This is a genomic window from Massilia genomosp. 1, from assembly GCF_011682185.1.
GTDB lineage: Bacteria > Pseudomonadota > Gammaproteobacteria > Burkholderiales > Burkholderiaceae_D > Telluria_A > Telluria_A rubra.
Genome location: NZ_WHJF01000110.1, coordinates 1 through 22542, shown reverse-complemented (window position 1 = coordinate 22542; position 22542 = coordinate 1). Strand labels below are relative to the sequence as shown.

Below are 22542 nucleotides of genomic sequence, written 5' to 3'. Positions count from 1 at the left end.
GGACCGATTTCAAGAAACGAACAACTCTGGCACGTGCTCGCTCAGGCTAAACAGTTACCGTTTTTGCACGTCTTTTAAGAAAAATTTTCAGGTTTCTGATATCCCTTCATAGGGGCTGAACAGTTACCACTAAAATTGCATTGGAACGATCAATTTTGAATAAAGCTCAAAATTGGATCAGGATTGATGTTTTACTCAATGCCGGTTCTTTACCGGGCGCACCGTTGCTCTGCTATGGCTGGGTTTCATCGGGCCAGATACGCGACGATGGCGAGCACCACCCACTTACGTAATCGAGCACGTCCAGGATTCTGTCCTCCAGGATCTCGGCTTCCCCGGTCGTGCTTTTTGCGACCTCCACACGCAGCGCTTCCAGCAGTACTGTCACGTCGTCGGCGCATACTCCTGCGTTCCTGTACGCGCACAACAGAAGCCGCTCCTGTTCCCAGCCGTGGTTTTGCATGATGGCGGCGATCAGTTGGCGATCAAGTTCTTCGATAACGGTTTTCATGCCCTGATTTTATAATCGATTTGAGATCGAGGCAGCGCGTGGACGACGTGATTTTCAGGCGTGAATGACAACTCGCCGGCTTTCTGTTCATGCCAGCATCGGCCGACAACGACAAACGCCGTCACGAGGACGGCGTTCGTCTTACACAAGCTGCTTGCTGTTTAGTCGTACGTCGCGCTGATGGTCACGCCGCTAAAACTCGGCTTGGCCTTGAGCATGATGTAGTACCACTGGCCGCTGACCGGCGCAGCGATGTTGACGCTCTCGCTGTTACCGCTGGTGACCGATGCGGAATCGTACCAGGTGGTCGACGGATAGCGTCCGCGTGACACGTACATATCCGCATTGCCGCTGCCGCCGCTGGTAAACAAGCGCAGGTTCTTGGCGCCGGCAGGCAACAGGATGTGCGCATAGCTTTCGCTCGACGAGGTAAAGCCGGTAATCGAGCAGTTCTTGCCCAGGTAGCTGCCCTGGTTGCACGCCGGCAGATTTACTTGCGGCAGCGGCGGTTCGCCGGCGGTGGTGGCGGTCTTCACCCACGCGGCAAACTCGGTGTCGTAACGGGTGCCGATATAGCCCATGTAGTTCTGGTAACCGTCGTAATCGCCGACCCGGAACTTGCCCAGTACCGCATCGACATCGCTGCGGTGCTTCTCCACCATGAAACGGGTCGCCATATACCCCCAGCGATAGGCACGGTCGGTATAGTCGCCCATCGAGTAGGTGTTGCCGAAGATCTCGCTCAGTTTGTAGGTGCCGGTGCGCGCCTTGTCGATCGATTGCTGGTTATTGTTGCGCAGCGACAGATACTCGCCGATGCCTTCGATCCACCACACGCTCGGCTTGGACACGGCCGCGCCGAAGTCGCCGAACATATTGAAGCGCCCATCGAGGTAGTGTACGTATTCATGCTCCAGGTTCCAGACCGAAAACGCCGGACGCAGCCACGATGCTTCATGCGCGATAAAACGCGCCTGGTTGGTGGCCGACTCGGGATTGCCTTCCAGGTACATGCCGCCGTTATTGGTGTCGATATCGTAGATAACCGAGGCGTACTTGCCGTAATTGGCGTAATCGTCAAATACCACCAGCTCCAGCGAGGTGTTCTTGTCGTTGGCGACCGGCACGCGCTTGGTGAGCAGCATGTCGTGGAAGTAGCCTTCTTCTTTTTGCAGGATGGCGCAGGATGACTGCAGTTGGGCCAAGGTCATTTCTTGCGCGCGGATGCGCAGGGTCGGGCTGCAGGTATGGCTGACCTTGAGCACGGTATCGGCCAGCTTTTGCTCGTAGCCGCAGGTGCCATACACCGCGCAATTGGCATTGTCATAATATTTGACGGCCGAGGCCGCCGCCAGCCACAGGGCGCTGTCGGCGCCGGTCATGCTGCTGCTGGCCAGGGTGGCTTGCACCATCGGCTTGACCGTGGCTTTTTGCGCCGCGTGCTGCATGAAGCGGAACGCTTCATTGGCGGTGTCGTTGAGCATGTAGGCGGTCGGCGTGCCCAGCAGGGCAGACTTGTTTTGCACCACGAAGTTGTTCAATGCTACCGGATAGCTGGTGTCGCTTTGCAGCAAGGGCAAGGCGTCCGGCCGCGAATGGGCGTAGAACAGCACCGTCAGCGCCGAGGTCAGTCCGCCGGCGGCGTCGCTTTGCTTGATCGCATCGACCGCGTTCGGCGTGCTCGGCGAGTTGGTGAAGCGCACCACCAGCTTTTTCATCGATGGCAGGAAATACGCCTCGTCATGCGTATTGGTGATCAGTTTGATGACCTCGGCCGCCGTGCTGCCGGCCAGCGGATTGGTCTTGTACAGTACGCTGCCCTCGACCAGGTTCTTGATCGGCGCGCGCAGCGATGCCGTATACGCGGCCGGTGGGGTGGCAATCGTGCCGCTGCCGCCCAGGTAGTAACCGGCGCGCAAATACAGCGCCAGGTTGACCAGCGCGCGGTTGCTGGCGTTGTAAGCGCTCGCTTCTTGTGCGAAACGGGCCGCGACCGCATTCATGTTGGCGCTCGAATAGGCCTTGACGGCCTGCGCGGCGGTCAGCGAAAACAGCGGATAGGTACATTCGAAATCGGGCATGGCTACCAGGTAATCGGCCAGCGCGGCGCCGTTGTAGCTGGTCAGCGTATCCATGTTCTTGCACTCGGGCGTGGCCGCCATCAGGCTCATGCGGCCGGTCTCGGGCTGGTTCTGCATCAGGTCCACGCGCGGCTTGGTGGTGGGCGCCACATTGAAGCGCTGTTGCTCGACCGTCGGCGGCAGGCTTTGGCGCGCGTGCGGCATCGGCGCTTGTTTCAGGCGTTCGTGGGTGTGACCCGCATCGCCCTGTTTTGCATAGCTGACGCCGCTGAAACAGGCGCTGACCAGCCCGGCTAAAAGAATAATTTTGTGTTGTGTAAACATTGTCTCGCTCCTTTTAATTGTCATGATCGATCTGGTGCGCGCCGGCCAGGATGTGGTCCGGCGCTTTGCTCATGGGACGGAAAAGGGTCAATTCCGCCCTGCAGCAAGCCATCAGGCGTGCCGATACTATCCCTAATGCATACGGGGAAATACCTGATCGGGCGTGCAAAGATGCAATTTGTTCAATTTCTCCGGCGGGCCTGATAAATACGGCACAGTATGGTGCAAAGCAATGACGAAAAAGCCACACATCCGGGCAGCGGATGTGTGGCTTGAGCAAGGATCTGACTTGTTGAGGTGTTACTTGGTGACGGTCAGCTTGTACTTGCCGGCGCCGCTATAGGACGAGACGATGATGCGGTAGTAGCCGGCCGCGGCCGGGTAGCTGATCTTTTCCTGGGAGGCGTCGCCGGTCGACTCGGCCGTCATGACCCACACATTGTTTTCCCACTTCTCGACGCGCAGGTCGAAGTCGGTGCCGGCCGGGCCGCTCAGGACGGCGGCCAGGGTGCCGCCCTTGTACTCGAACCATGGCGATGGATGGATCGCCTCACCCTTTTCGGCCAAGGTGCCGTTGTAGACGTTCCCGGTCGAGGTCGGCGTGGTCGCGCCCACGTCGAAGGTTACCGTATTGCCTGGCGCGCTGATGTTGGCGATCGCCAGGCCCGACGCATAGCCGTTCCACCACAGCGAATTGGTGCCCTTGCTCTTGAGCGCGTTCGGCACGCTGGCGTTGAAGGCGCGCGTGGCCACGCCGTCGTACAGGTCGCCGCCGTCGCCCTGGTTCAGATTGTTTTCCGGATCGCGCTTGCCGTCCGCGTGTTCCATCTGGATGTAGGGATGCCACTCGTCGTCGTTGGTGCCGGCCGGGTCGATGTGGAACACGGCCAGGCCCTGGTCGGGCTGATACAGGTTTTGCTCGCTCTTGTGGATCGCTTCCACGTAAAACGCTTCGGCCGCGTTGGCCGGATTGCTCCAGCGGTACAGCGAGTGCCCGCTTGCCGCCATCGACAGGCGCCCGCTCGGCGCGCTGCGGTTGATCGCCGGATTGAGTTCGATGGCCGTGTCCCATCCCGCCAGGTAGCGCAGGAAACCGGCCGGCCGGGTCGGCCGGAACTGGCTTTCGTAGCCCACGCCGCCAAAGCCCATCACGCAGAAATTGGCCACCGAGCCTTGCGAGCTGCCGTCGTAGTCGTACAGGTCGGGCCAGCCCATGATCAGGTGGCCCGATTCATGCACGAAGGTGCCGATCGCCAGTTGCTTGCCCATGTCGCTGATCTGGTAGCTGCCGCTGCAGGCGCCGTTGCTGCAGAACTGCTCGCCCAGCCAGCCCATGTGCGGCCACAGGCCTTTCGACCACGGGCTGTCCGCTTCGCCCGCGTAGAAGAAGTTCAAGCCCAGGATATGGCCGCTGCTGTCGCGGCTGAGCGTGGAAAAATCGAAGCCTTCGCTGCTCTTGACCCAGTTCAGCGCTTCCATGATCAGTTCCTGCGAGCGCGTTCCGCTGTCCAGGCTGGCGTCGGCGTAGTAGCTCTTGGGGCGCTTGGCGCGGTAGTAGCGGGTGACCGTGTTGCTGTAGTCGAGCTTGTTGCCGGACACGGCCAGGAAGTAGCCGCGCACCGATTGCGCATTGCCGAAGCCGGTGTAGTTGGCGTCGTTCAGGAACGATTCGACTTGCGGCTTGGTGATCGTGCCCGGTGCGTCGGAAAAATCGATGATCACGGTCAGGCCGCGCATCTTGCCGGTCACGGCGGCGCTGGCGGCCGCGCTCGGGACCATCATGGCGGAGGTGGTTTTCTGCGCCAGTTCCAGGGTGCGTCCGTGCATTTTCTGATAGCGCTGCCGGGCCAGGCGCGCCTTGGCGGCCGTGGACAGGCCCGGCTCGCGCTGGTCCTGGGCGGTGCTGAAGGTGCGCAGCTTGGCATTCGTGGCCAGCACGCCGCTCGAGACCAGTTGGTCGCCCGTGGCGTTCACATGTGCGTAGCAAAAACCGCGTTTGGCATGATCATAAATGATCAGCGAACCATCTTCGGTGCGCTGTTCGGCGTAGTAATCGTTGCCGTCGAGGCGAACTTTCAACACTTCGCCGCCCGGCTGGCGAAATTCATAGCTGTGACCCTTGTACGGAATGGCGGCATGGGATGTTAACGCCGCCAGTGACAGCACCATGCCGGCTGCTGCCGTGAGACTTGCACGCATCAAACTCATTACTTCTCCAAAGTTATAAAAAATGCAAGTATGCATGGGCAAAAAGTGCTCGTCTTGGCATATTTCGGCGCATCTTCGTCGAAATCAGCATAAAAATCGTCTATACAAGTCCTGCGAACTACTTCCGAAATCAATGATCTTTCCGTCGGGACAGCTTATATTTTTACTTTGACCGGCTTTCTTCTTGTGCATTATGATTATTAAATACACACTATCGACTTGAACCACGATCAGGGCCGTTGTCGCCATGTTGAACCGCCTGCTAAAGAAAGCATCACCACCGCCTGCCGCTGTCCCTTCGTACACGAAGCGGCGTTTTTTCGGCACTGAGCAAAAAGCGTTTTACGGCCGCCTGCGCCGCGCACTGCCCAAGTGCTATATTTTCCCCGACGTCGCGCTGAGCAAACTGATGATCCCGAGTAATCCGGATCCGAAGATCAAACGCACTCACCAGGACCACTTGTCCGGGCGAAAAGTCGATTACGCCGTCTTCGATGCCCGTTTGCACCTGCTGTTCGTGATCGAGCTGACCGTGCCGCCGGCGCCGGGCGCCCATCCGGACACCATTCCTATCGCGGCCCTGATGACCAGCGCCGGCATTCGCCGCTTCAGCTGGCCCAAGGACAACCTGCCGTCGACCGAACAGACCTTGCGCGCGCTGGCCGATTATTCGGCCGAGAACATGGCCAGGGAAGAGGGCGATGCCGACGAGCCGTCGTCGCAACCGGGCCAGCCCGAGCACATCGATACGATTCCCGTGGTCGACAGCATCATTCAGCCGCGCGGAGCCAGCACGCTGACGCTCGAAGCGCTGGCCGGCATGGCGCCGCAGGGCGCCTTGAAAACATCCTATCCGCACGTGTGGGAACGCATCTGCCTGTTCTGCACCGAACCGCGCCACCTGCACCAGTACCTGCATTCGCTGTCGATGCAGGACCGTGGCGTCAAGCGCGCCGGGTTTTCGGAAGAAGCGCTCAACGAAATCGCCCGCATCCAGGTCGCCAACGTCGGTTACCTGCAAACCCAGACGGCGCCGGAACGGGCCAGCTGGAACGACGTCTTCACCGACCGCTGAGGCCTGCGCCATAGTCCGCCGCGCAGCCCGTGGCGGCTTGTCGCGCCTATTGACCGTTTGATATCGTCAATCCGCCGTTCGTCGCAGCGGCGGCCGCGGCCATGCGCGCCGCACCTATAGTCTGGCCTGAAGTTGCCCATCAACCAAACTACAGGAACCAGCATGTTCAAACTGTCCGCCCTCTGCGTTGCCACCCTGCTTGCGCTGCACGCACCGGCCGCTTTTGCCCAGGACGCCATCCGTCCCGCCGCCGGGCAAGCCCTGGCCGAGCGCATCGACGCCGCCATCGCCCCCTACTACAAAGCCGATGCACCGGGCGCGACCGTCATCGTCACGCAAGACGGCAAGACCGTGCTGCGCAAGGCCTACGGCATGGCCGACGTGTCCAAGAGTACGCCCATGACGCCCGACATGGCCATGCGGCTCGGTTCCATCACCAAGCAGTTCACCGCCGTTGGCATCCTGATGCTGGTCGATGAAGGCAAGCTGGCGCTCGATGACGACATCACCAAATTCCTGCCGGACTATCCCATGCGCGGCAAGCGCATCACCGTTGAGCATTTGCTGACCCACACCTCGGGCATCGTGAGCTTCACCAGCAAGCTCACCTTCTACCTCACTGAGGGGCGCGACAAAACGGTGGCCGAGATGATCGACACCTTCAAGAACGACCCGCTCGAGTTCGAGCCGGGCACACGCTGGGCCTATAACAATTCCGGCTACTTCCTGCTCGGCGCGGTGATCGAAAAGGTGTCCGGCCAGACCTACGCCAAATTCATGGAAGAGCGTATCTTCACGCCGCTCGAGATGCGCCACACCGCCTACGAAGGCCACGAACGCAGCGCCGGCCCGCGTGCGGCGGGCCACACCAAGGGCTTGTTCGGGCGCGTCACCGCGGCCAAGTCGATCAGCATGACGCAGCCGTATGCGGCCGGCGCGCTGGTCTCGACCGTGGACGACCTGGCGCGCTGGGATGCGGCCATTACCGCCGGCAAGCTGCTCAAGCCGGCCACCTGGCAAAAGGCCCACACCAGCGCGGTGCTGGCCGACGGCAAGCCGACCAACTATGGCTACGGCTGGCAGGTCGGCACCTTGCGCGGCGTGCCGATGCTGGCGCATGACGGCGGCATCGACGGCTTTTCCACCTCCGCCTTGCGGCTGCCGCAGCAAAAAGTGTATGTCGCGGTGTTGAGCAACACCGACGCACCCAAGATCCAGCCCGACATGGTGGCCAGCAAGGCGGCCGCGATTGCCATCGGCAATCCCTTCCCCGACTTCAAGGCCGTGAAAGTCGACAACGCGCTGCTCGACGCCTATGCCGGCACCTACCGCATCGACGCCACTGCCATCCGCAGCTTCAAGCGCGACGACGGCAAGCTGCTCATGCAGCGCACCAACCGCGATCCGGTCACCCTGACGCCGTACGCAAACGACAGCTTCTTCATGCCCGCTTCGCTGACCACCTTCGTGTTCGCGCGCAACGCCAAGGGCGAGGTCAGCCAGGTGATTGTCCACAGCCAGGGTTCGGACATGATCAACCAGCGGGTCAACGCGCCCTCCGCGATGCCCTAACGGGACGCCCTACGGGACGCCCTAACGGGACGCCCTACGGGACGCCCTAACGGGACGCCCTAACATACGCGGCGGGGAGTTGGTAAATCTGCTACGCTCGCCAGACACACAACCTGGCGAGACCCATGAGATCCATTCCCACTATCCTGAAAGACAGCAAGACGATCGCCGTGGTCGGCTTGTCGAACCGGCCCGAGCGCGCCAGCCACGCCGTGGCCGCTTACCTGCAACAACACGGCTACCGCATTCTCGGCGTTAATCCGGCGTATGCCGGCCAGCAGATCCTGGGCGTGCCGGTCTACGCCAGCCTGGCGCAGGCCGCCGCCGCCCTGGAAGACGGCGCCCGCATCGACGTCGTCGACTGCTTCCGCACGCCGGACGCCATGCTCGCGCTGGCGCGCGAAGCGGTCGACATCGGCGCGCGCTGCCTGTGGATGCAACTCGGCGTGGTCAAGCAGGAAGCGGCCGACCTGGCCGTCGCCGCCGGCCTCGACGTGGTGATGGACCGCTGCATGAAAATTGAGCATGCGCACAGCGGCGGCGCAGCGTGAAGGCGCGCACCCGTTTCCGGGCCCGGCCCGGCCTCAAGCTGCGCGAGGAAGACGCCGGCGCCACCCCGCTGCGCGACGATGGCGGCAAGCATCCCAAGTCGAAAGAGCAGATCAAGGCGCACGAGCGCGGACTGACCGATGAGCTGACCGCGAAGATTGCGCTGCATCAGCAGATGCTGTTCTCGCAACGCCAGCAAAAAGTCCTGCTGGTGCTGCAAGGGATGGATACCTCGGGCAAGGATGGCACGGTGCGCGCGCTGTTCAGCCGCATCAACCCGATGGGCCTGCGCGCCGCCCAGTTCAAGGCGCCCAGCCTGGACGAAGCGGCGCATGACTTTTTGTGGCGCATCCACCCGCACGTGCCGGGCGCGGGCGAGATCGCCATTTTCAATCGCAGCCATTATGAAGACGTGCTCGTCCCGCGCGTGCTGAAGCTGATCGACGCAAAGGAATGCAAGCGCCGCTACGCGCATATTGCCGACTTCGAACGCATGCTGGCCGAGACCGGCACGGTGATCGTCAAGGTGTTCCTGCATATCTCGAAGGAGGAGCAGCGCGCGCGCCTGCAGGCGCGCCTGGATGACCCCGAAAAGCAATGGAAGTTCGACGAGAACGACCTGGTCCAGCGCAAACGCTGGGATGACTATCAGGATGCCTACGAACGGGCGATCGCCGCCACCGACGCCGAGCACGCGCCGTGGTACGTGATTCCGGCCGATTCCAAGACGCACCGCAACCTGCTCATCGCCAGCCTGCTGCTGGAAGTCATGGAAGACCTGGCACTGCGCTTCCCCGACACCGACCCGCGCCTGTCGAAGCTGAAGGTCGAGTAGCGCTCAGGCTGCCCGCGCTTGCGCCTGGGGCAGGCTCGGCGGCTGGGCCCGCAGCTGCAGCGCGGCCGCCTCGGACGCGCCGCCGTCGAGCAAGCCGATCAACCCGGCGAGCATCGCGCGGTCGGTCGGCACGTCGGCCGTGTTCAGCGCCAGGTCGCGCGCGATGTCGCGCAAGCGCCAGGTGATTTCGCGCGTGGCCACCGCCTTTTCGAACTGCAGGGTGCCGTCGTCGTGCTCGTGCAAGCCATGATTGTTTTTCAGATATGCATCAAGCCCGGTGCTGATGAAGGCGCGCTCGATGTTCCTGATGCGCGCCAGCGTCCGCTGGATCAGGGCCCATACGCGCGGCGAGCGCTCGATATCGTCACGCAGCATCTGTTGGCCGCTCTCCAGCGAATCGGCAATGCGCCACCACAGCCGCGTAATGGCGACGTCATCGTTCTCGTCGGGCCGGGGCAGGGCGATCGGGCGGTTGGCCGGCTGGGCGCGCAAGGCGCCCGAAATGGCCGACAAAAAATGGTGCGGATGCTCGCCCGGGATGATCTTCAGCGCCAGTTCGGCGCGCTCGAGCGGATAATCCTTGTTCAGCACGCCGGCCAGCATTTCCGCCACCGACACCGCCAGCCCCGGCCCGCTGATCATGCCCCCGGCCGACTGGCGCGGATAGCCGGTACCATCAAGCCGTTCGTGGTGTTCCGACACCGCCCGCGCCACCGATGCTGGATACGCTTCGAGTTCCGTAACCAGCATCTGGCCGATGCGCGGATGCACCACCAGATGCGCCCACTCGTGCGGCAACAGGCGCTTGCCCGGCGCAAGGTAGGCCGGGTCGATGTACAGCTCGCCGATATCGTGCAGCATGCCGGCCAGGCCGGCCGCCATCTGCTCGTCGTTCGACAGTTGCAATTTTTTGGCCATGCCGATCGCCAGCAGGCTGACCGTGACACTGTGTTCGAGCGCCTCGGGACCGTCGCGGTCGGTGAGGGTGAGCATCATGCGCATGGCGTGGCCGAAATGCATGTTTGCCAGCAGCGTTTGCGGCGAAATACCCCGTCCGGCGTTGCGCCCCAGGATACGATTGATCGGCACGCTGGTGTCGAGAATGCGCCTGGCGGTAGCGAGGATCAGGCCGTTGTCGGCGCCCCCCACCGCGCTCAGCGACGATTCCAGCGTCTTCTTGAGCTTGTGCCCGCCCAGGGTCTCCTGCTGGGCGCGCGTCAGCCTGGCGCCCTTGGCCACCAGCTTCATGCCGCGCACGTCGACAATGTCTTCGCTGGCGGCGACATCCATCACCTCGGTCAGGTTCATCAATTTGTTCAGGTAGTGCTGGTTGACGCTGGTGCTCAGGCTGGGACGCTGCATGGGGGCTCCGTAAAGATGCACACATGATAGCAACTATTTCCCAAAAGAATCAATACAGGTATCAAATATATGCTGCTCTTTTTGGCAAGCTAGCCGTTCCGGCCACCGCCGCGCCGCCGTCAACCGCGAATTGACATAGAATGAAGTCCCCATTCCCCACCGCATGGAAACGACAATGTTCAAGATTTCGGCACTTCTGTTGGCGGGCCTGTCCGCTGTTGTATTGACCAGCGCCCCGGCGCGCGCCCAGGCGCCGGCCGCCGCCCCGGCAGCGGCCCCGGCAGCGGCCCCGGCAAGCTGCCCCGCCTTGCTCAAGCACAGCTTCAAGCGCCTGCAGGATGACGCGCCGCAGGACCTGTGCCAGTACGCCGGCAAAGTTGTACTGGTGGTCAACACGGCCAGTTACTGCGGCTACACCACCCAGTACGAAGGGCTGGAAAAGCTGTACGCCAAATACGGCAGCAAGGGCCTGGTCGTGCTGGGCTTTCCGTCGAACGACTTCGGCAAGCAGGAACCGGGCAGCGCCAAGGAAATTGCCGACCTCTGCTACAACACCTACGGCGTCAAGTTCCCCATGTTCGCCAAGTCGGTCGTCAGCGGCGCCAATCCGAATCCCTTGCACGCGAGCCTGATCAGGGCCACCGGCAAGGAGCCGAAATGGAACTTCACCAAATACCTGATCGACCGCAACGGCAAGGTGATCGAACACTATCCGAGCAAGGTCACGCCGGAAGACAAGCAACTTGTCAGCAAGATCGAGCAAGCCCTCGGCAGCTGAGTACCAGCGCTGCGCACCAGGGCGGCCCCGCACAGGGCGCGTCCTGGACTGGTGTGACTTAACACAACGCATTTCCGGCAATCAGTTTCTGAAAAGACACTAAAAATGCTAAAATAGAACTCTCGTTCTATTCCGGTATGTCTGATGCTCCCCACTTTCGACTATGCGTCCTTGGCCTACCGCCTGCGCCGCTTTTTTGCCGTCGCCGGCCGCGACGGCGTCACGCCGCGCCCGTGACGATGAGGCCGACACTGCGCCCGATCCGGGCCGCCGACCACGCGTTCCTGCGGAGCGCGTACGCCGCCGCGCGCGCCCAGCAAATCGCCCTGTCCGGGTGGGATGTGGCCACCGCCGACGCGTACGTGCGCATGCAGTTCGACGCCCAGAACGGTTTTTACCGCAAGCGTTATCCGGCCGGCCATTTCGACCTTGTGCTCGCCGGCGACATCTCGGTCGGACGCCTGTACGTGGCGCGCGAAGCGCAGCGCATCCACGTGATCGACCTCGCCATGCTGCCGGCCTACCGCAACCGCGGCGTCGGCAGCGCGCTGCTCGCCGCGCTGCAGCGCGAAGCGGACGCGCGTGGCGTCGCTGTCACCACGCACGTCGAATGGAACAACCGCGCCATGTCGCTGTACCAGCGCTTCGGTTTTCGCGAAATCAGCAGCGCGGGTTTTCATCGCCTCATGGAGTGGCGCGCCGACGCGCCGCCCGGGAGTATTCACAGCCAGTCGGTTTGCCAGGCATGACAGGTTTTACAATCAACGCCCGCAATGCGCACCTCTACCGGCCTACTTCATGAATAAATTTGTTGAAATGCAGTTGTTTGTCACCGTCGTCGACGCCGGCAGCATGACCGAAGCGGCGCGCCGCCTGGGCACCCCCAAGTCCGTGGTGAGCGAACGCTTGCAGCAGCTCGAGCGGCGCCTCGGCATCGCCTTGCTGGTACGCGGCCGCAAAATGGCGATCACCGATCCCGGCCAGATTTTCTATGCCCATTGCGTACGCATCCTGGCCCAGGTGTGCGAAGCGGAGGACGCGGTCCTCGATGCCCAGGCCAGCATGCGGGGCCAGTTGCGCGTGGCGGCGCCGATGGCGGCCAGCGTGCGCTACCTGGGACCGATGCTGGCCGCGTTCGCCGCCAGGTATCCCGACTTGCGCATGGAGATCGACCTGAGCGACCGCTACGTCAACATGCACGACGAGAACTACGACGTGGCCATCCGCATGGGTAACCTGCAAGACTCCACGCTGGTCGCCCGGCCGATCACCATCAACCGCCACCTGGTTTGCGCCAGCCCGGCTTATCTGGCCGCGCGTGGAATGCCGCTCCATCCGGACCAGCTGGGCGAGCATGAGGGGCTGTTGTACGGAAATCGCGAACCCCAGGGCACGTGGCAACTGCAGGTCAATGGGAAGGTCGAATCCTTCCGCATCCGTAACCGCCTGTGTACCGATAGCGGACACCAGTTGCTGGAAGCGGCCAAGGCCGGGCTCGGCCTGGCCATCCTGCCGACCTTTCTGGCGGCCGACGCCATTGCCGCCAACGAGCTGCGCATCGTCATGCCGTCATTTTCGCCGTCGGGCGGGGTAGTCTCGGCCATCTACCGGCAATCGCACCGGGCCTCGCCCAAGATCCGCACGCTGGTCAACTTCCTGGCCGAGCAGATCGGCGACCCGCCCGTGTGGGAACAGCAGATCCGGGCCGAACTCGACGCCATTGGGACAGAACGTTCGGAAAACCCGAACCAGTGATTCGCTTTTAGTTGCCTTATGCTAATTCGGCAAACGCTCTAATCTTCGCCCCCGGTGGACCTGCCACCGATCGGAGAGAAGATGAACAAGCAATCGCACAGTATCCAAGACGGCCGCCAGCAACACAGCGCGGCCACCCCGGCCAGCGCCACCGGCGGCGCGGCCAAGGCGGCCGACGTGATCATCGTCGGCGGCGGTTCGGCCGGCGCCGTGCTGGCACGGCGCCTGAGCGAGAATCGCCAGCGCGCGGTGCTGCTGCTCGAAGCGGGGCACAGCTACGACGCGGCCGGCTATCCCGCCGCCATCGCCTCGAGCGACATCCTCGGCGCCAACGGCGACCCCGCGTTCGAGTGGGGTTACCGCAGCGAACCGGGCTATATCGGGCACGCCGTCGGCGCCATTCGCGGCAAGGTGCTCGGCGGTAGTTCGGGGGTGAACGGCGCCGTGGCGATCCGCGCGCGTCCTTCCGACTTTGCCCGCTGGAACCTGCCAGGCTGGGGCTATGCGGACATGCTGCCGTACTTCAAGCGGTTGGAGACCCGCAGCGGCGGCAGCGATGCCCTGCACGGGCGCAGCGGACCCTTGCCTGTGCGCCAACTGACGCGGGACGACATCACGCCCATGCAGCGCGCCTTCATGGACGCCACCCTGGCATGCGGCTTCCAGGCCGTCGCCGACTTCGACGGCGCCGACGCCAACGGGGTCGGACCGTACCCCATGAATATCATCGATGGCGTGCGGGTCAACACCGGCATGGCCTTCCTGCCGGACGCCGTGCGCGCCGCCGCCAACTTGCGGATCCGCCCCGACTGCCTGGTCGACAAGATCCTGTTCGCAGGCCGGCGCGCCATCGGTGTGCAACTGGCGGACGGGGAACAACTGTTCGGCGGCGAAGTGATCCTCTCGGCCGGCAGCTATGGCAGCGCCGCCATCCTGCTGCGTTCGGGCATTGGCCCGGCGGCCGACCTGCATGCCCTGGGCATCGCGCTGGTGGCCGACCTAGCGGTCGGGCAAAACCTGGCCGACCACCCCTTCTATTACAACGCGTATGCGGCCAGGCCCGATGCGCTTGGCGCGCAGAGCCCGGTGATCGGCGCCAAGCTGTGGACCGCCAGCAGCGGCGCCCGGCCCGGCGAGCTCGATCTCCACATCACGGCGACCCATTTGTTCCCGCACGAACAAAGCCCGACCGGGGTGGGCTTTGTGCTGGCGGTGGCGCTGACCCGCCCGCTCTCGCGCGGACGGCTGACCCTGGCCAGCCGCGATCCGCTGGCCGCGCCGCGCATCGACCTCGGTTTCCTGTCGGCGCCCGAAGACCGGGCGCGCATGCTGGAGGGCGTCAAGCTGGCGCGCAAGATCGGCGCCGGCGCGCCGCTGGCCGCCATGGTGCATGCCGAACTGAGCCCGGGGCCGCAGGCGCAGTCGGACGACGCCATCCTGGCCTCGATCATGGCCACCGTCGATACCTATCACCACCCGACCTCGACCGCCCCGATGGGCCCGCGCAGCGATCCGTCAACCGTGGTCGACACCGATGCACGGGTCCATGGCCTGCACGGGCTGCGCGTGGTGGACGCCTCGATCTTCCCGGACGTGCCCTCGGTGGCCACGAATGTCACCGTCATCGCCACGGCAGAGCGCATTGCCAGCCTGTACGCCTGAACACCGCTTTACCTGAAAGAAACAATCATGAAAAACAACACCGCACTGCACTGGATCGATGGCCAATGGCACGATTCCGAACAACACCGCGACTCGATCGATCCGGCCACCTACGAGGTGATCGGGCGCTACGCCGACGGCGGCGCGCGCGAAGCGGCGCACGCCACCGCGGTCGCCAGGCGCGCCTTTGCCGACTCCCCGTGGAAGGAGGACCGCGCCCTGCGCGCCCGGGTCTTGCACGCGCTGGCCGACGCCTTCGAGCGCCACGCCGGCGCGCTGGTCGAGCTGCTCTCGGCCGAAAACGGCAAGATCAAGGCGGAAGCGGCTTTCGAAGTGGGGATGGTCCCTTCCAAGCTGCGCTACTACGCCTCGCTCGTGCGCACCGAATACGGACGCGCGCTCGAACCGAAGGCGGGCAGCATCTCGCTGGTGTTGCGCGAATCGATCGGGGTGGCGGGCATCATCGCGCCCTGGAATTCGCCGGTGGTGCTGATGATCCGCTCGCTGGCGCCGGCGCTGGCGGCCGGCTGCACCGCGGTCATCAAGATGCCGGGCCAGACCGCGCAAACGAATGCGCTGGTGTCGGCCATCATGGCCGGGGTGGCCGACTTGCCGTCCGGCGTCGTCAATCTGTTCTCGGAGTCGGGCGCGGAAGGCGCCAAGTGGATGATCGAATCGCCCGACATTCCTGTCATCAGTTTCACCGGCAGCACCGCGACCGGCCGCGCGATTGCCGAAGTCGGGGCGCGGCACTTGAAGCGCTTCGGCCTGGAGTTGGGCGGCAAGACGCCGATGATCGTCTTCGACGACGCCGACCTCGGCGCCGCCCTGCCCAAGCTCGAAAAAGCCCTGACCGTCTTTTCCGGCCAGTTCTGCATGACCGGCTCGCGCCTGCTGGTGCAGCGCGGCGTTGCCGATGCGGTGCGCACGCGGCTGGCGGCGCGCCTGGGGGCCGTGCGGGTGGGACCGGCCAGCGACCCGGCCAGCGACATGGGGCCGCTGATCGACAAGCCGAACGTGGCGCGCGTCGAGGGCCTGGTCGAGGCCGCGATTGCGGCCGGCGCCAACGTCCTGGTGCGCGGCGGCGCCGTGACCGATGGCGTGCTGGCCAAGGGCGCCTTCTATCGCCCCACCTTGCTCGAAGTGAGCGACCCGGAACTCGACATCGTGCAGACGGAAACCTTCGGCCCGGTCCTGACCTTGCAGGTGTTCGATACCGAAGCCGAGGCCATCGCGCTGGCCAACAACAGCGAGTTCGGCCTGGCCGCCAGCGTCTGGTCGCGCGATGTCGACCGTCCGCTACGGGTGGCGCGCCGGCTGCAGGCGGGTACGGTCTGGATCAACGACTGGGCCGTGGTGTACGACGAATGCGAGGAAGGCGGCTACAAGCAGTCCGGCCTGGGGCGCCTGAACGGCATGGCGGCCATGGACGATTTTCTCCAGTACCAGCACATCACCATGAGCCCGGGCGCGGCGTGAAGCAGCCGGACTTGTACGAGGGATTGCTGGACGCCCTGTATGCCATCTTCGGCAGGTATGCGGGCTTGCGGGTGACGCATGCCAAAGGCATCGTGGCGCACGGCAGCTTTACCGCGTCGCCGGCGGCGGCGCGCCTGAGCCGCGCCGCCCACCTGCAGGGCGCGCGCGTGCCGCTTACCTTGCGCTTTTCGAACTTCAGCGGCGTGCCGTCCACCGCCGATGGCGACCCCGACGCCGGCCCGCAAGGACTGGCGCTGCGCTTCCTGCTGGCCGACGGCCGCCACACCGACATCGTCGCGCATTCCTACGACGGTTTTCCGGTGGCCACGCCGGAGCAGTTCCTCGGCTTTTTACAGGGGCTGGCCCGGGCGGGCGGCGAGCGGCCCGACCCGCTGCCGCTGGACGCCTTTTTGGCGCGGTATCCGCGCGCGAAACGTTATCTGGAAGCGCCCAAGCCGGCGCCCGCCAGTTATCTGGCGCAGACATATTTTGGCGTGAACACCGTGCGCTTGCTCGACGCCGCCGACGCCGCCGTGCATGGACGCTACCGGATCGAGCCGCTGGAGGCGCCGACTGCGCCGCCGCCAGATGCGCTGCCGGGGACCGATTTCCTCGGCGCCGAGCTGGGCGAACGCCTGCGCCGCGCGCCGGCCAGGCTACGCCTGGTGCTGCAATGCGCCGCGCCGGGCGACGAGCTTGACGACGGTTCGCTGGCCTGGCCGCGCAGCGGGCCGGATGCGCGCCCGGAAATTGAACTGGGCATCCTCAGTGTCGAGACGGTCGAGGCGGACGGGCAAGTACAGGCGGCGCGGCAGCAAGCGCTCGCCTTCAATCCCGGGCACTTGATCGACGGTATCGAAGCCTCTGGCGACCCGATGCTTGCCGCGCGCGCCGAACTGTACCGGCGCGCAGCGTTGCGGCGGCGCCCGGTGCAGGCATGAGCCTGGCGGCGGCCGGCGAGCAAGGCATGAGCGCCATCATGCACGAGGTCGATCCGCGCCACCGCGCCGACTACGAGCGCTCGATGGTGGCGGCCACGCAAGCGCACCGCCAGTGCCGCGGCTACCTGGCGATGGACCTGATCAAGCCGGTCGGCGCCGGCGCCTGCTATGTGGTGCTGCTGCGCTTTGCCAGCGTGGGCGAGGCCAGCGCATGGCTGGTCTCGCCGCAGCGCCGCCAGTTGCTCGAGCAAGCCCGCCCCTGGCTGCTGCGCGAAGAACGCTACCAGGTACACGCCGGGTCCGCGTTCTGGTGTACCCCGGCGGGGGCCGGCGCGCTGCCCAGGCGCTGGAAGCAATGGCTGCTCTCGACCCTGGCGGTGTTTCCGCTGACCACGCTCATTCCCGCCGTGGTGCGCGCGGTCGCGGAGCGGCTGGCCCCGGCCGTGCCCGCGCTGGCGCTTGGTGCGCTCAGCGCCACGCTGGTGTCGGGCCTGATGGTGTACTGGCTGATGCCCCTGTTCTCACGCGTGGCGGCCGGCTGGCTGTCGCGCTGAATGTGCCAATTTTTTTGTTAGTTGATTTTTTAAAGGAAGACATTGCAATGACGTATCAAACTCCCCTGAGCACCAGCGACCGTTTCGAGATTTTCGAACAACTCAATCTGCACCAGCGCTACATCGACAACGATGCCAGCCTGGCATCAGCCCGAACGTACATCAGCCTGTACTGGCCGGAAGCCGAATTTTCGGTGAAGGACATCCGCGAAAACGTGTTTCGCGGCGTGCAAGGACTCAAGCAGCTGTACGACTACGCGCACAGCGTGTTTCCGCTGCACCTGATGCGCCATGCCGTGGGCACCTTCGTCATCGAAGGCGGCGATCACGTCGCCGAGGTGGAATGGAACTGGATCGTCACCTGGAAGGCGGAACAGCAAGGCGTGGTCTCGACCGGCACCTACACCGACCGCTTCGAAAAGCGCGACGGCGTCTGGAAGTGCCTCTCGCGCGCCTCGAATGTCGACCCGAACTGGCCGGCCGACCTGTTTCAACCCTGGGTCGACCAGCAGGAAACCACGTTCAAGGCCTCATGATGAAAAACGTACTCGAACATACCTTGCTGGCGTGCGCCGCCGTGACGGCCACCTTGTCCGCCACCATCGTGCCGGCCCAGGCGGCCGATGACACCACGGTGGTGCTGGTGCATGGCGCCTTTGCCGATGGTTCCAGCTGGGGCAAGGTAATCCCGCTGCTGCAAGCGAAGGGCGTGAAAGTGGTGGCCGTGCAAAACCCCTTGTCCTCGCTGGCCGACGATGTCAGCGCCGCCAAAAGGGTGATCGACGCGCAGCCGGGCAAGGTGGTGCTGGTCGGCCACTCCTGGGGCGGGGCCGTGATCACCCAGGCCGGCGACAGCGACAAGATCAAGGCGCTGGTGTACGTGGCCGCGTTCGCTCCGTCCGAAGGCGAGAGCCTGGGCACGGTGGGCAAGGATTATCCGGTGCCGCCGGGCGTGCCCTCGCTCAAGCCCGACGCGGCCGGCTACCTGACCCTGTCCGATGCCTCGTACGCGGCCAACTTCGCCCAGGACATCCCGGCCGCCAGCGCCAGGGCGTACGCCGCCACGCAAGGCTTGTTCCCGGCCAGGGCCTTCGATGAAAAAATCACTTACGCGGCCTGGAAGAGCAAGCCGAACTACTACATCGTCGCCAGCAAGGACCGCATGCTGTCGCCCGACCTGGAACGCGCCTTTGCCAAGAAGCTCAACGCGGTCACCACCGTGCTGGCCAGCAGCCATGTGCCGATGCTGTCGCAGCCGCAAAAAGTGGCCGATGTCATCCTGGCCGCCGTCAAACGCTGAGGCCACCCCGCCGGCGGCCTGGCGCCGCCGGCCCGCCAGCGCATTCCACCCATTCACGCAACAGGAAACACCCATGTCCATCGCCAACATCCTCTACCGCGCCAGCGTCACCGTCACCGGCGGGCGCGAAGGCCGCGCCATCTCGGCCGACAATACGCTCAACCTCACCTTGACCACGCCCAGGGAACTGGGCGGCACTGGCGCCCCCGGCTCCAACCCCGAGCAACTGTTCGCCGCAGGCTACTCGGCCTGTTTTCTGGCGGCCTTGAAACTCGTCGGCCGGCGCGACAACATCACGATCCCGGCCGACTCGTCGATCGAAGGGACGGCCGCCATCGGCCAGGCCGACAACGGCTACGGCCTCGAGATCGAACTGGTCATTTCCTTGCCGGGCATGGCGCGCGCCAAGGCGGAGACGCTGATCGCCGCCGCCCACCTGGTCTGTCCGTATTCGCACGCCACGCGCGGCAATATCGACGTGACCCTGACGCTGGCCTGAGCGGACAAGACCATGACTGTCGATTCCCACCTTGTTGATTTTGTCATTCTCGGCGGCGGCTCTGCCGGCGCCGTGCTGGCGGCCCGCCTGTCGGAGCTGCCCCAGTTCAGTGTATTGCTGGTCGAGGCAGGCAGCGCCTTCGATCCGGACGACTATCCTGAGCAAATTTACAGCAGCAACATCATCGCCGCCAACGGCGATGCGCGCTACGAATGGGGTTACCATGCCATCCCGCTGGCCCAGGCGCAGCCGGTGTATGCGCCGCGCGGCAAAGTGCTCGGCGGCAGCTCCGCCATCAACGGCGCCGTCGCCTGCCGCGCCTTGCCCTTCGACTTTGCGCGCTGGACGGCAAAAGGCTTGCGCGGCTGGCGCTATGCGGAAGTACTGCCTTACTACAAGAAAATGGAAAGCGCCCCGCATGGCGAGGAACGCTGGCACGGCCGCAGCGGGCCGCTGCCGATTCATCAAATGTCGATGGCGGGCATCACCCCGGTGCAGCGCGCCATGGTGCAAGCGGCCTGGGCCTTGGGGGCGCGCCGGGTGGACGACTTCAACGATCCCGAAGCGAACAACGGCGCCGGGCCGAACCCGATGAACATCATCAACGGCGTGCGCGTCAATACCGGCATGGCTTACCTGACCCGCAGCGTGCGTGCCCGCCCGAACCTGGCCATCCTCGATCGCAGCATCGTCGACAAGCTGGTCGTCGAGAATGGCCGGGTGGCTTCGGTCTTGCTGGCCGATGGCCGCGCAATACGCGGCAAGGAAGTCATTCTCAGCGCCGGCGCGTATGGCTCCGCCGCGATCTTGCTGCGTTCGGGAATCGGTCCGAAGGCCGACCTCGACGCGCTGGATATTCCTGTGGTCAAGGATGCACCGGTCGGTACCCATCTGCTCGATCACGCCTTTTTCTGGATGAATTTCAGCGCGAAAGCCGAACTCAAAGGGCAGGAGCACCCGGTGGTCGGTTCCCAGTGGTGGACCAATTCCTCGTATGCGAGTTCGGACCAGGAACTCGACATCGGCATTTCACCGTCGCACCTGCTCGACCCGGCCAGCAGCCCGACCGGCGTGGCCTTTTCGCTCGGCCTGGAACTGATGCATTGCACCTCGCACGGGCGGATTCGCCTCAAGAGCCGCGATCCGCATGAGGCGCCGCTGATCGAACTCAATCATCTGAGCACGGAGGACGATATGCGGCGCATGGTGGAGTGTTTCCGCCTGGCCAGGAAGTTGGCGGCCACCGAACCGCTCAAGAGCATGATCGTGGAGGAACTGTATCCTGGGCCGTCCATCGACGACAGCGAGCAGCAGATCCGCAGCGCGCTGGCGGCCGGGGTGGGAACCTTGCAGCACCCTTGCGCCAGTGCGCCGATGGGCTTGCCGGACGACCCGCGCGCCGTCGTCGATGAACAGGGGCGGGTGTACGGTGTGGATGGGCTGCGCATCATCGATGCCTCGATCCTTCCCGAAATTCCGCTCATCAACTTGAATCCGACGGTCATCATGATGGCGGAGAAGTTATCGGATATCATCAAGCAAACCGCCATCCGCGCCTGAGCGGCCAGCTCGCGCGCCGGCGTGGAACCAATATCGCCGGCGCGGATCGAACAGCTTGAGAGCGATGCTTTCGCAGGAATCATTAACCACCATGGCCACGCATCGATGGCCGTCGAACGGGAGAATGTGTGATGAGTGCCAGGGACTTTTTTGTTGTCGATGAAGAGCAAGATGCGCATGCGCGCGAGGGATATGCTCCATGGAAAGCCGCAGCCGGCAACGACGCGGTTGAGCTGAGTGCGCCGGAAAGCAAGGAATTGGCCTACGCTGAACAATTCGGCAAAAAACAAACCACGCTCCAGTTCCTGGTGAAGCATATTTTGCCGCTCCTCATCATCGCCCTGCTTGTCACGGTGGCGATGGCCACTGGCGACAGCGCAAGCGTGAGCGACATTCCCACGCCTTGCCGGGGGTGACGGACAGTCGTCATCAGCGACCGGGTACATTAAGACGGTCCTTTTGGCGTTGCCAAAAGGATGCCGCGCTGGGTACGTTCGCTGTTTGCCCGATGGGCGGGTAAACCAGGCCGACGATCTCGTCGACGATGCGCATGCAGTAATCAACGCCGCTCGCTAACGCACTGGGTATGAGCGCGCCAACTTGGTTCGTATATTTTGATCAGAAGTATTCACTGCCGTAGATGCGTCACGCCCAGTAGGGAACGTATTCGGCGAATTTGTTGCCGCTCGTTGTGTCCTTACGTTTTATCCTGTTAGCCTGTACCGCGTCTGCAATCAGATTGGTGATCTGGTTGCGTTGGCGCTCACTTACCTTGAAGCGGGTTCGAAGGGTGGTGTTGGTGAGCGTTTGACTCGACAAGAACTGCAAAACAGCATGTTGGTAGCATGCTTCGATGCGTTCAGCCTGTGCCATATCCGCAAACTGACGGGGTGCGTAGAGCGTTACCTGGAACGCATTCTCCAATGGTGTGAACAAGACTGGTGGCATGCCGAATAACTCGATGGAGGTCACTACTTTCTGAAAGCCAGTTCCTCGTTCTTCGCAGATGCGGTACATGCGAAATTTTGACGCTAACAACTCGTTGCGCGACTCTGGCGTGGTGCCGATCAAACGATCGGGGCGTTTTCCCGGAAGCAGTGTTCCTGGGTTGGTGAAGGTAATTCTGTCATCGTAAATTTCAATTGTCGGTCCAGCGCCGGTTACGTTGAAGTCTTGGTGAATTAAGGCATTCGCAATAAGTTCTCGTAGAGCTATTTCTGGATAGACACTCACCTCTTCGCGAAGCGATTGCTTGATCACTTCGGAATGGGGCAATATGCGCTTCAAGTAGCCGATCAGGCCCTCGAACCCGATTGCGTAGCCTTTGTTTCCGATCATTTCATCGGTCGTATCAACCTTGTTTTTGCCACGGTGTTAGCGGGCTTGTAAAAGCGCGCAAATCTGGGTGCCATTGCGCGTGGCTTTTCGCCATGCGCGCGGCCGTAGACGCCTGCCGCGGGCTCCCACTGGGGGAAGATCGTTCCCCAGCGGGCTTGA

At 63.6% G+C, this 22542-nt stretch carries 21 protein-coding genes; 16 read left to right on the top strand and 5 right to left on the bottom strand.

Going from position 1 to position 22542, the window contains the following annotated elements; genetic code table 11:
* Positions 1-232 precede the first annotated feature (232 nt).
* From F1735_RS27935 to F1735_RS27925, 3 genes are all read right to left on the bottom strand, one after another.
* Positions 233-511, bottom strand: coding sequence for a hypothetical protein (locus tag F1735_RS27935; protein ID WP_167239972.1), 279 nt, complete (start codon positions 509-511; stop codon positions 233-235).
* 161 nt (positions 512-672) lie between these two features.
* Complete coding sequence (locus F1735_RS27930; protein ID WP_167239971.1) at positions 673-2916, bottom strand: M9 family metallopeptidase; 2244 nt, start codon at positions 2914-2916, stop codon at positions 673-675.
* A 300-nt stretch (positions 2917-3216) separates the two neighbouring features.
* A complete protein-coding gene (locus F1735_RS27925; protein WP_222853097.1) occupies positions 3217-5124 on the bottom strand; it encodes a M6 family metalloprotease domain-containing protein in 1908 nt (635 codons plus the stop codon).
* Between the two features lie 409 nt (positions 5125-5533).
* Here F1735_RS27925 and F1735_RS27920 point away from each other — a divergent pair, with 409 nt between their 5' ends.
* The 4 genes from F1735_RS27920 (at position 5534) to F1735_RS27905 (ending at position 9155) form a co-directional block, all read left to right on the top strand.
* Entirely contained in the window at positions 5534-6199 is a 666-nt protein-coding gene (locus tag F1735_RS27920; protein WP_167239970.1) for a hypothetical protein, read from the top strand.
* Positions 6200-6361: 162 nt separating this feature from the next.
* Positions 6362-7771 carry a serine hydrolase gene (locus tag F1735_RS27915; protein WP_167239969.1) on the top strand — a complete coding sequence of 470 codons (1410 nt, stop codon included), beginning with the start codon at positions 6362-6364 and terminating at the stop codon, positions 7769-7771.
* 125 nt (positions 7772-7896) lie between these two features.
* Positions 7897-8322 carry a CoA-binding protein gene (locus tag F1735_RS27910; RefSeq protein ID WP_167239968.1) on the top strand — a complete coding sequence of 142 codons (426 nt, stop codon included), beginning with the start codon at positions 7897-7899 and terminating at the stop codon, positions 8320-8322.
* Entirely contained in the window at positions 8319-9155 is an 837-nt protein-coding gene (locus tag F1735_RS27905) for a PPK2 family polyphosphate kinase (protein ID WP_167239967.1), read from the top strand. The genes F1735_RS27910 and F1735_RS27905 overlap by 4 nt, the downstream gene beginning before the upstream one ends.
* A 3-nt stretch (positions 9156-9158) precedes the next feature.
* Here F1735_RS27905 and F1735_RS27900 read toward each other — a convergent pair whose 3' ends face one another.
* Positions 9159-10517, bottom strand: a complete 1359-nt coding sequence (locus F1735_RS27900) for an HD-GYP domain-containing protein (protein WP_167239966.1) — start codon at positions 10515-10517, stop codon at positions 9159-9161.
* A 175-nt stretch (positions 10518-10692) separates the two neighbouring features.
* Here F1735_RS27900 and F1735_RS27895 point away from each other — a divergent pair, with 175 nt between their 5' ends.
* From F1735_RS27895 to F1735_RS27840, 12 genes are all read left to right on the top strand, one after another.
* Positions 10693-11295, top strand: a complete 603-nt coding sequence (locus F1735_RS27895; protein ID WP_167239965.1) for a glutathione peroxidase — start codon at positions 10693-10695, stop codon at positions 11293-11295.
* Positions 11296-11534: 239 nt separating this feature from the next.
* Entirely contained in the window at positions 11535-12044 is a 510-nt protein-coding gene (locus F1735_RS27890) for a GNAT family N-acetyltransferase (protein ID WP_167239964.1), read from the top strand.
* Positions 12045-12093: 49 nt separating this feature from the next.
* Entirely contained in the window at positions 12094-13050 is a 957-nt protein-coding gene (locus F1735_RS27885; RefSeq protein ID WP_167239963.1) for a LysR family transcriptional regulator, read from the top strand.
* Between the two features lie 81 nt (positions 13051-13131).
* Positions 13132-14712 carry a GMC family oxidoreductase gene (locus F1735_RS27880; RefSeq protein ID WP_167239962.1) on the top strand — a complete coding sequence of 527 codons (1581 nt, stop codon included), beginning with the start codon at positions 13132-13134 and terminating at the stop codon, positions 14710-14712.
* Positions 14713-14739: 27 nt separating this feature from the next.
* Positions 14740-16191 carry an aldehyde dehydrogenase family protein gene (locus tag F1735_RS27875; protein ID WP_167239961.1) on the top strand — a complete coding sequence of 484 codons (1452 nt, stop codon included), beginning with the start codon at positions 14740-14742 and terminating at the stop codon, positions 16189-16191.
* Positions 16188-17132, top strand: a complete 945-nt coding sequence (locus tag F1735_RS27870) for a catalase (protein ID WP_167239960.1) — start codon at positions 16188-16190, stop codon at positions 17130-17132. The genes F1735_RS27875 and F1735_RS27870 overlap by 4 nt, the downstream gene beginning before the upstream one ends.
* The gene (locus F1735_RS27865) at positions 17129-17686 is read left to right on the top strand and encodes a hypothetical protein (protein WP_167239959.1); all 558 of its coding nucleotides are present in this window, start codon (positions 17129-17131) and stop codon (positions 17684-17686) included. The genes F1735_RS27870 and F1735_RS27865 overlap by 4 nt, the downstream gene beginning before the upstream one ends.
* 47 nt (positions 17687-17733) lie before the next feature.
* Positions 17734-18222, top strand: a complete 489-nt coding sequence (locus tag F1735_RS27860) for a nuclear transport factor 2 family protein (protein ID WP_167239958.1) — start codon at positions 17734-17736, stop codon at positions 18220-18222.
* Positions 18222-18986 carry an alpha/beta fold hydrolase gene (locus F1735_RS27855; protein WP_167239957.1) on the top strand — a complete coding sequence of 255 codons (765 nt, stop codon included), beginning with the start codon at positions 18222-18224 and terminating at the stop codon, positions 18984-18986. The genes F1735_RS27860 and F1735_RS27855 overlap by 1 nt, the downstream gene beginning before the upstream one ends.
* Positions 18987-19059: 73 nt before the next feature.
* The gene (locus F1735_RS27850) at positions 19060-19485 is read left to right on the top strand and encodes an organic hydroperoxide resistance protein (protein WP_167239956.1); all 426 of its coding nucleotides are present in this window, start codon (positions 19060-19062) and stop codon (positions 19483-19485) included.
* Positions 19486-19497: 12 nt separating this feature from the next.
* On the top strand, positions 19498-21045 hold the full coding sequence (locus tag F1735_RS27845; protein ID WP_167239955.1) for a GMC family oxidoreductase: 1548 nt from the start codon (positions 19498-19500) through the stop codon (positions 21043-21045).
* A gap of 131 nt (positions 21046-21176) precedes the next feature.
* Complete coding sequence (locus F1735_RS27840) at positions 21177-21461, top strand: hypothetical protein (protein ID WP_167239954.1); 285 nt, start codon at positions 21177-21179, stop codon at positions 21459-21461.
* Between the two features lie 229 nt (positions 21462-21690).
* Here the strand turns inward: F1735_RS27840 and F1735_RS27835 are convergent, their stop codons facing one another.
* Positions 21691-22383: an ATP-binding protein gene (locus tag F1735_RS27835; protein ID WP_167239953.1), complete on the bottom strand. Its 693-nt coding sequence runs from the start codon at positions 22381-22383 to the stop codon at positions 21691-21693.
* Between the last annotated feature and the right edge of the window lie 159 nt (positions 22384-22542).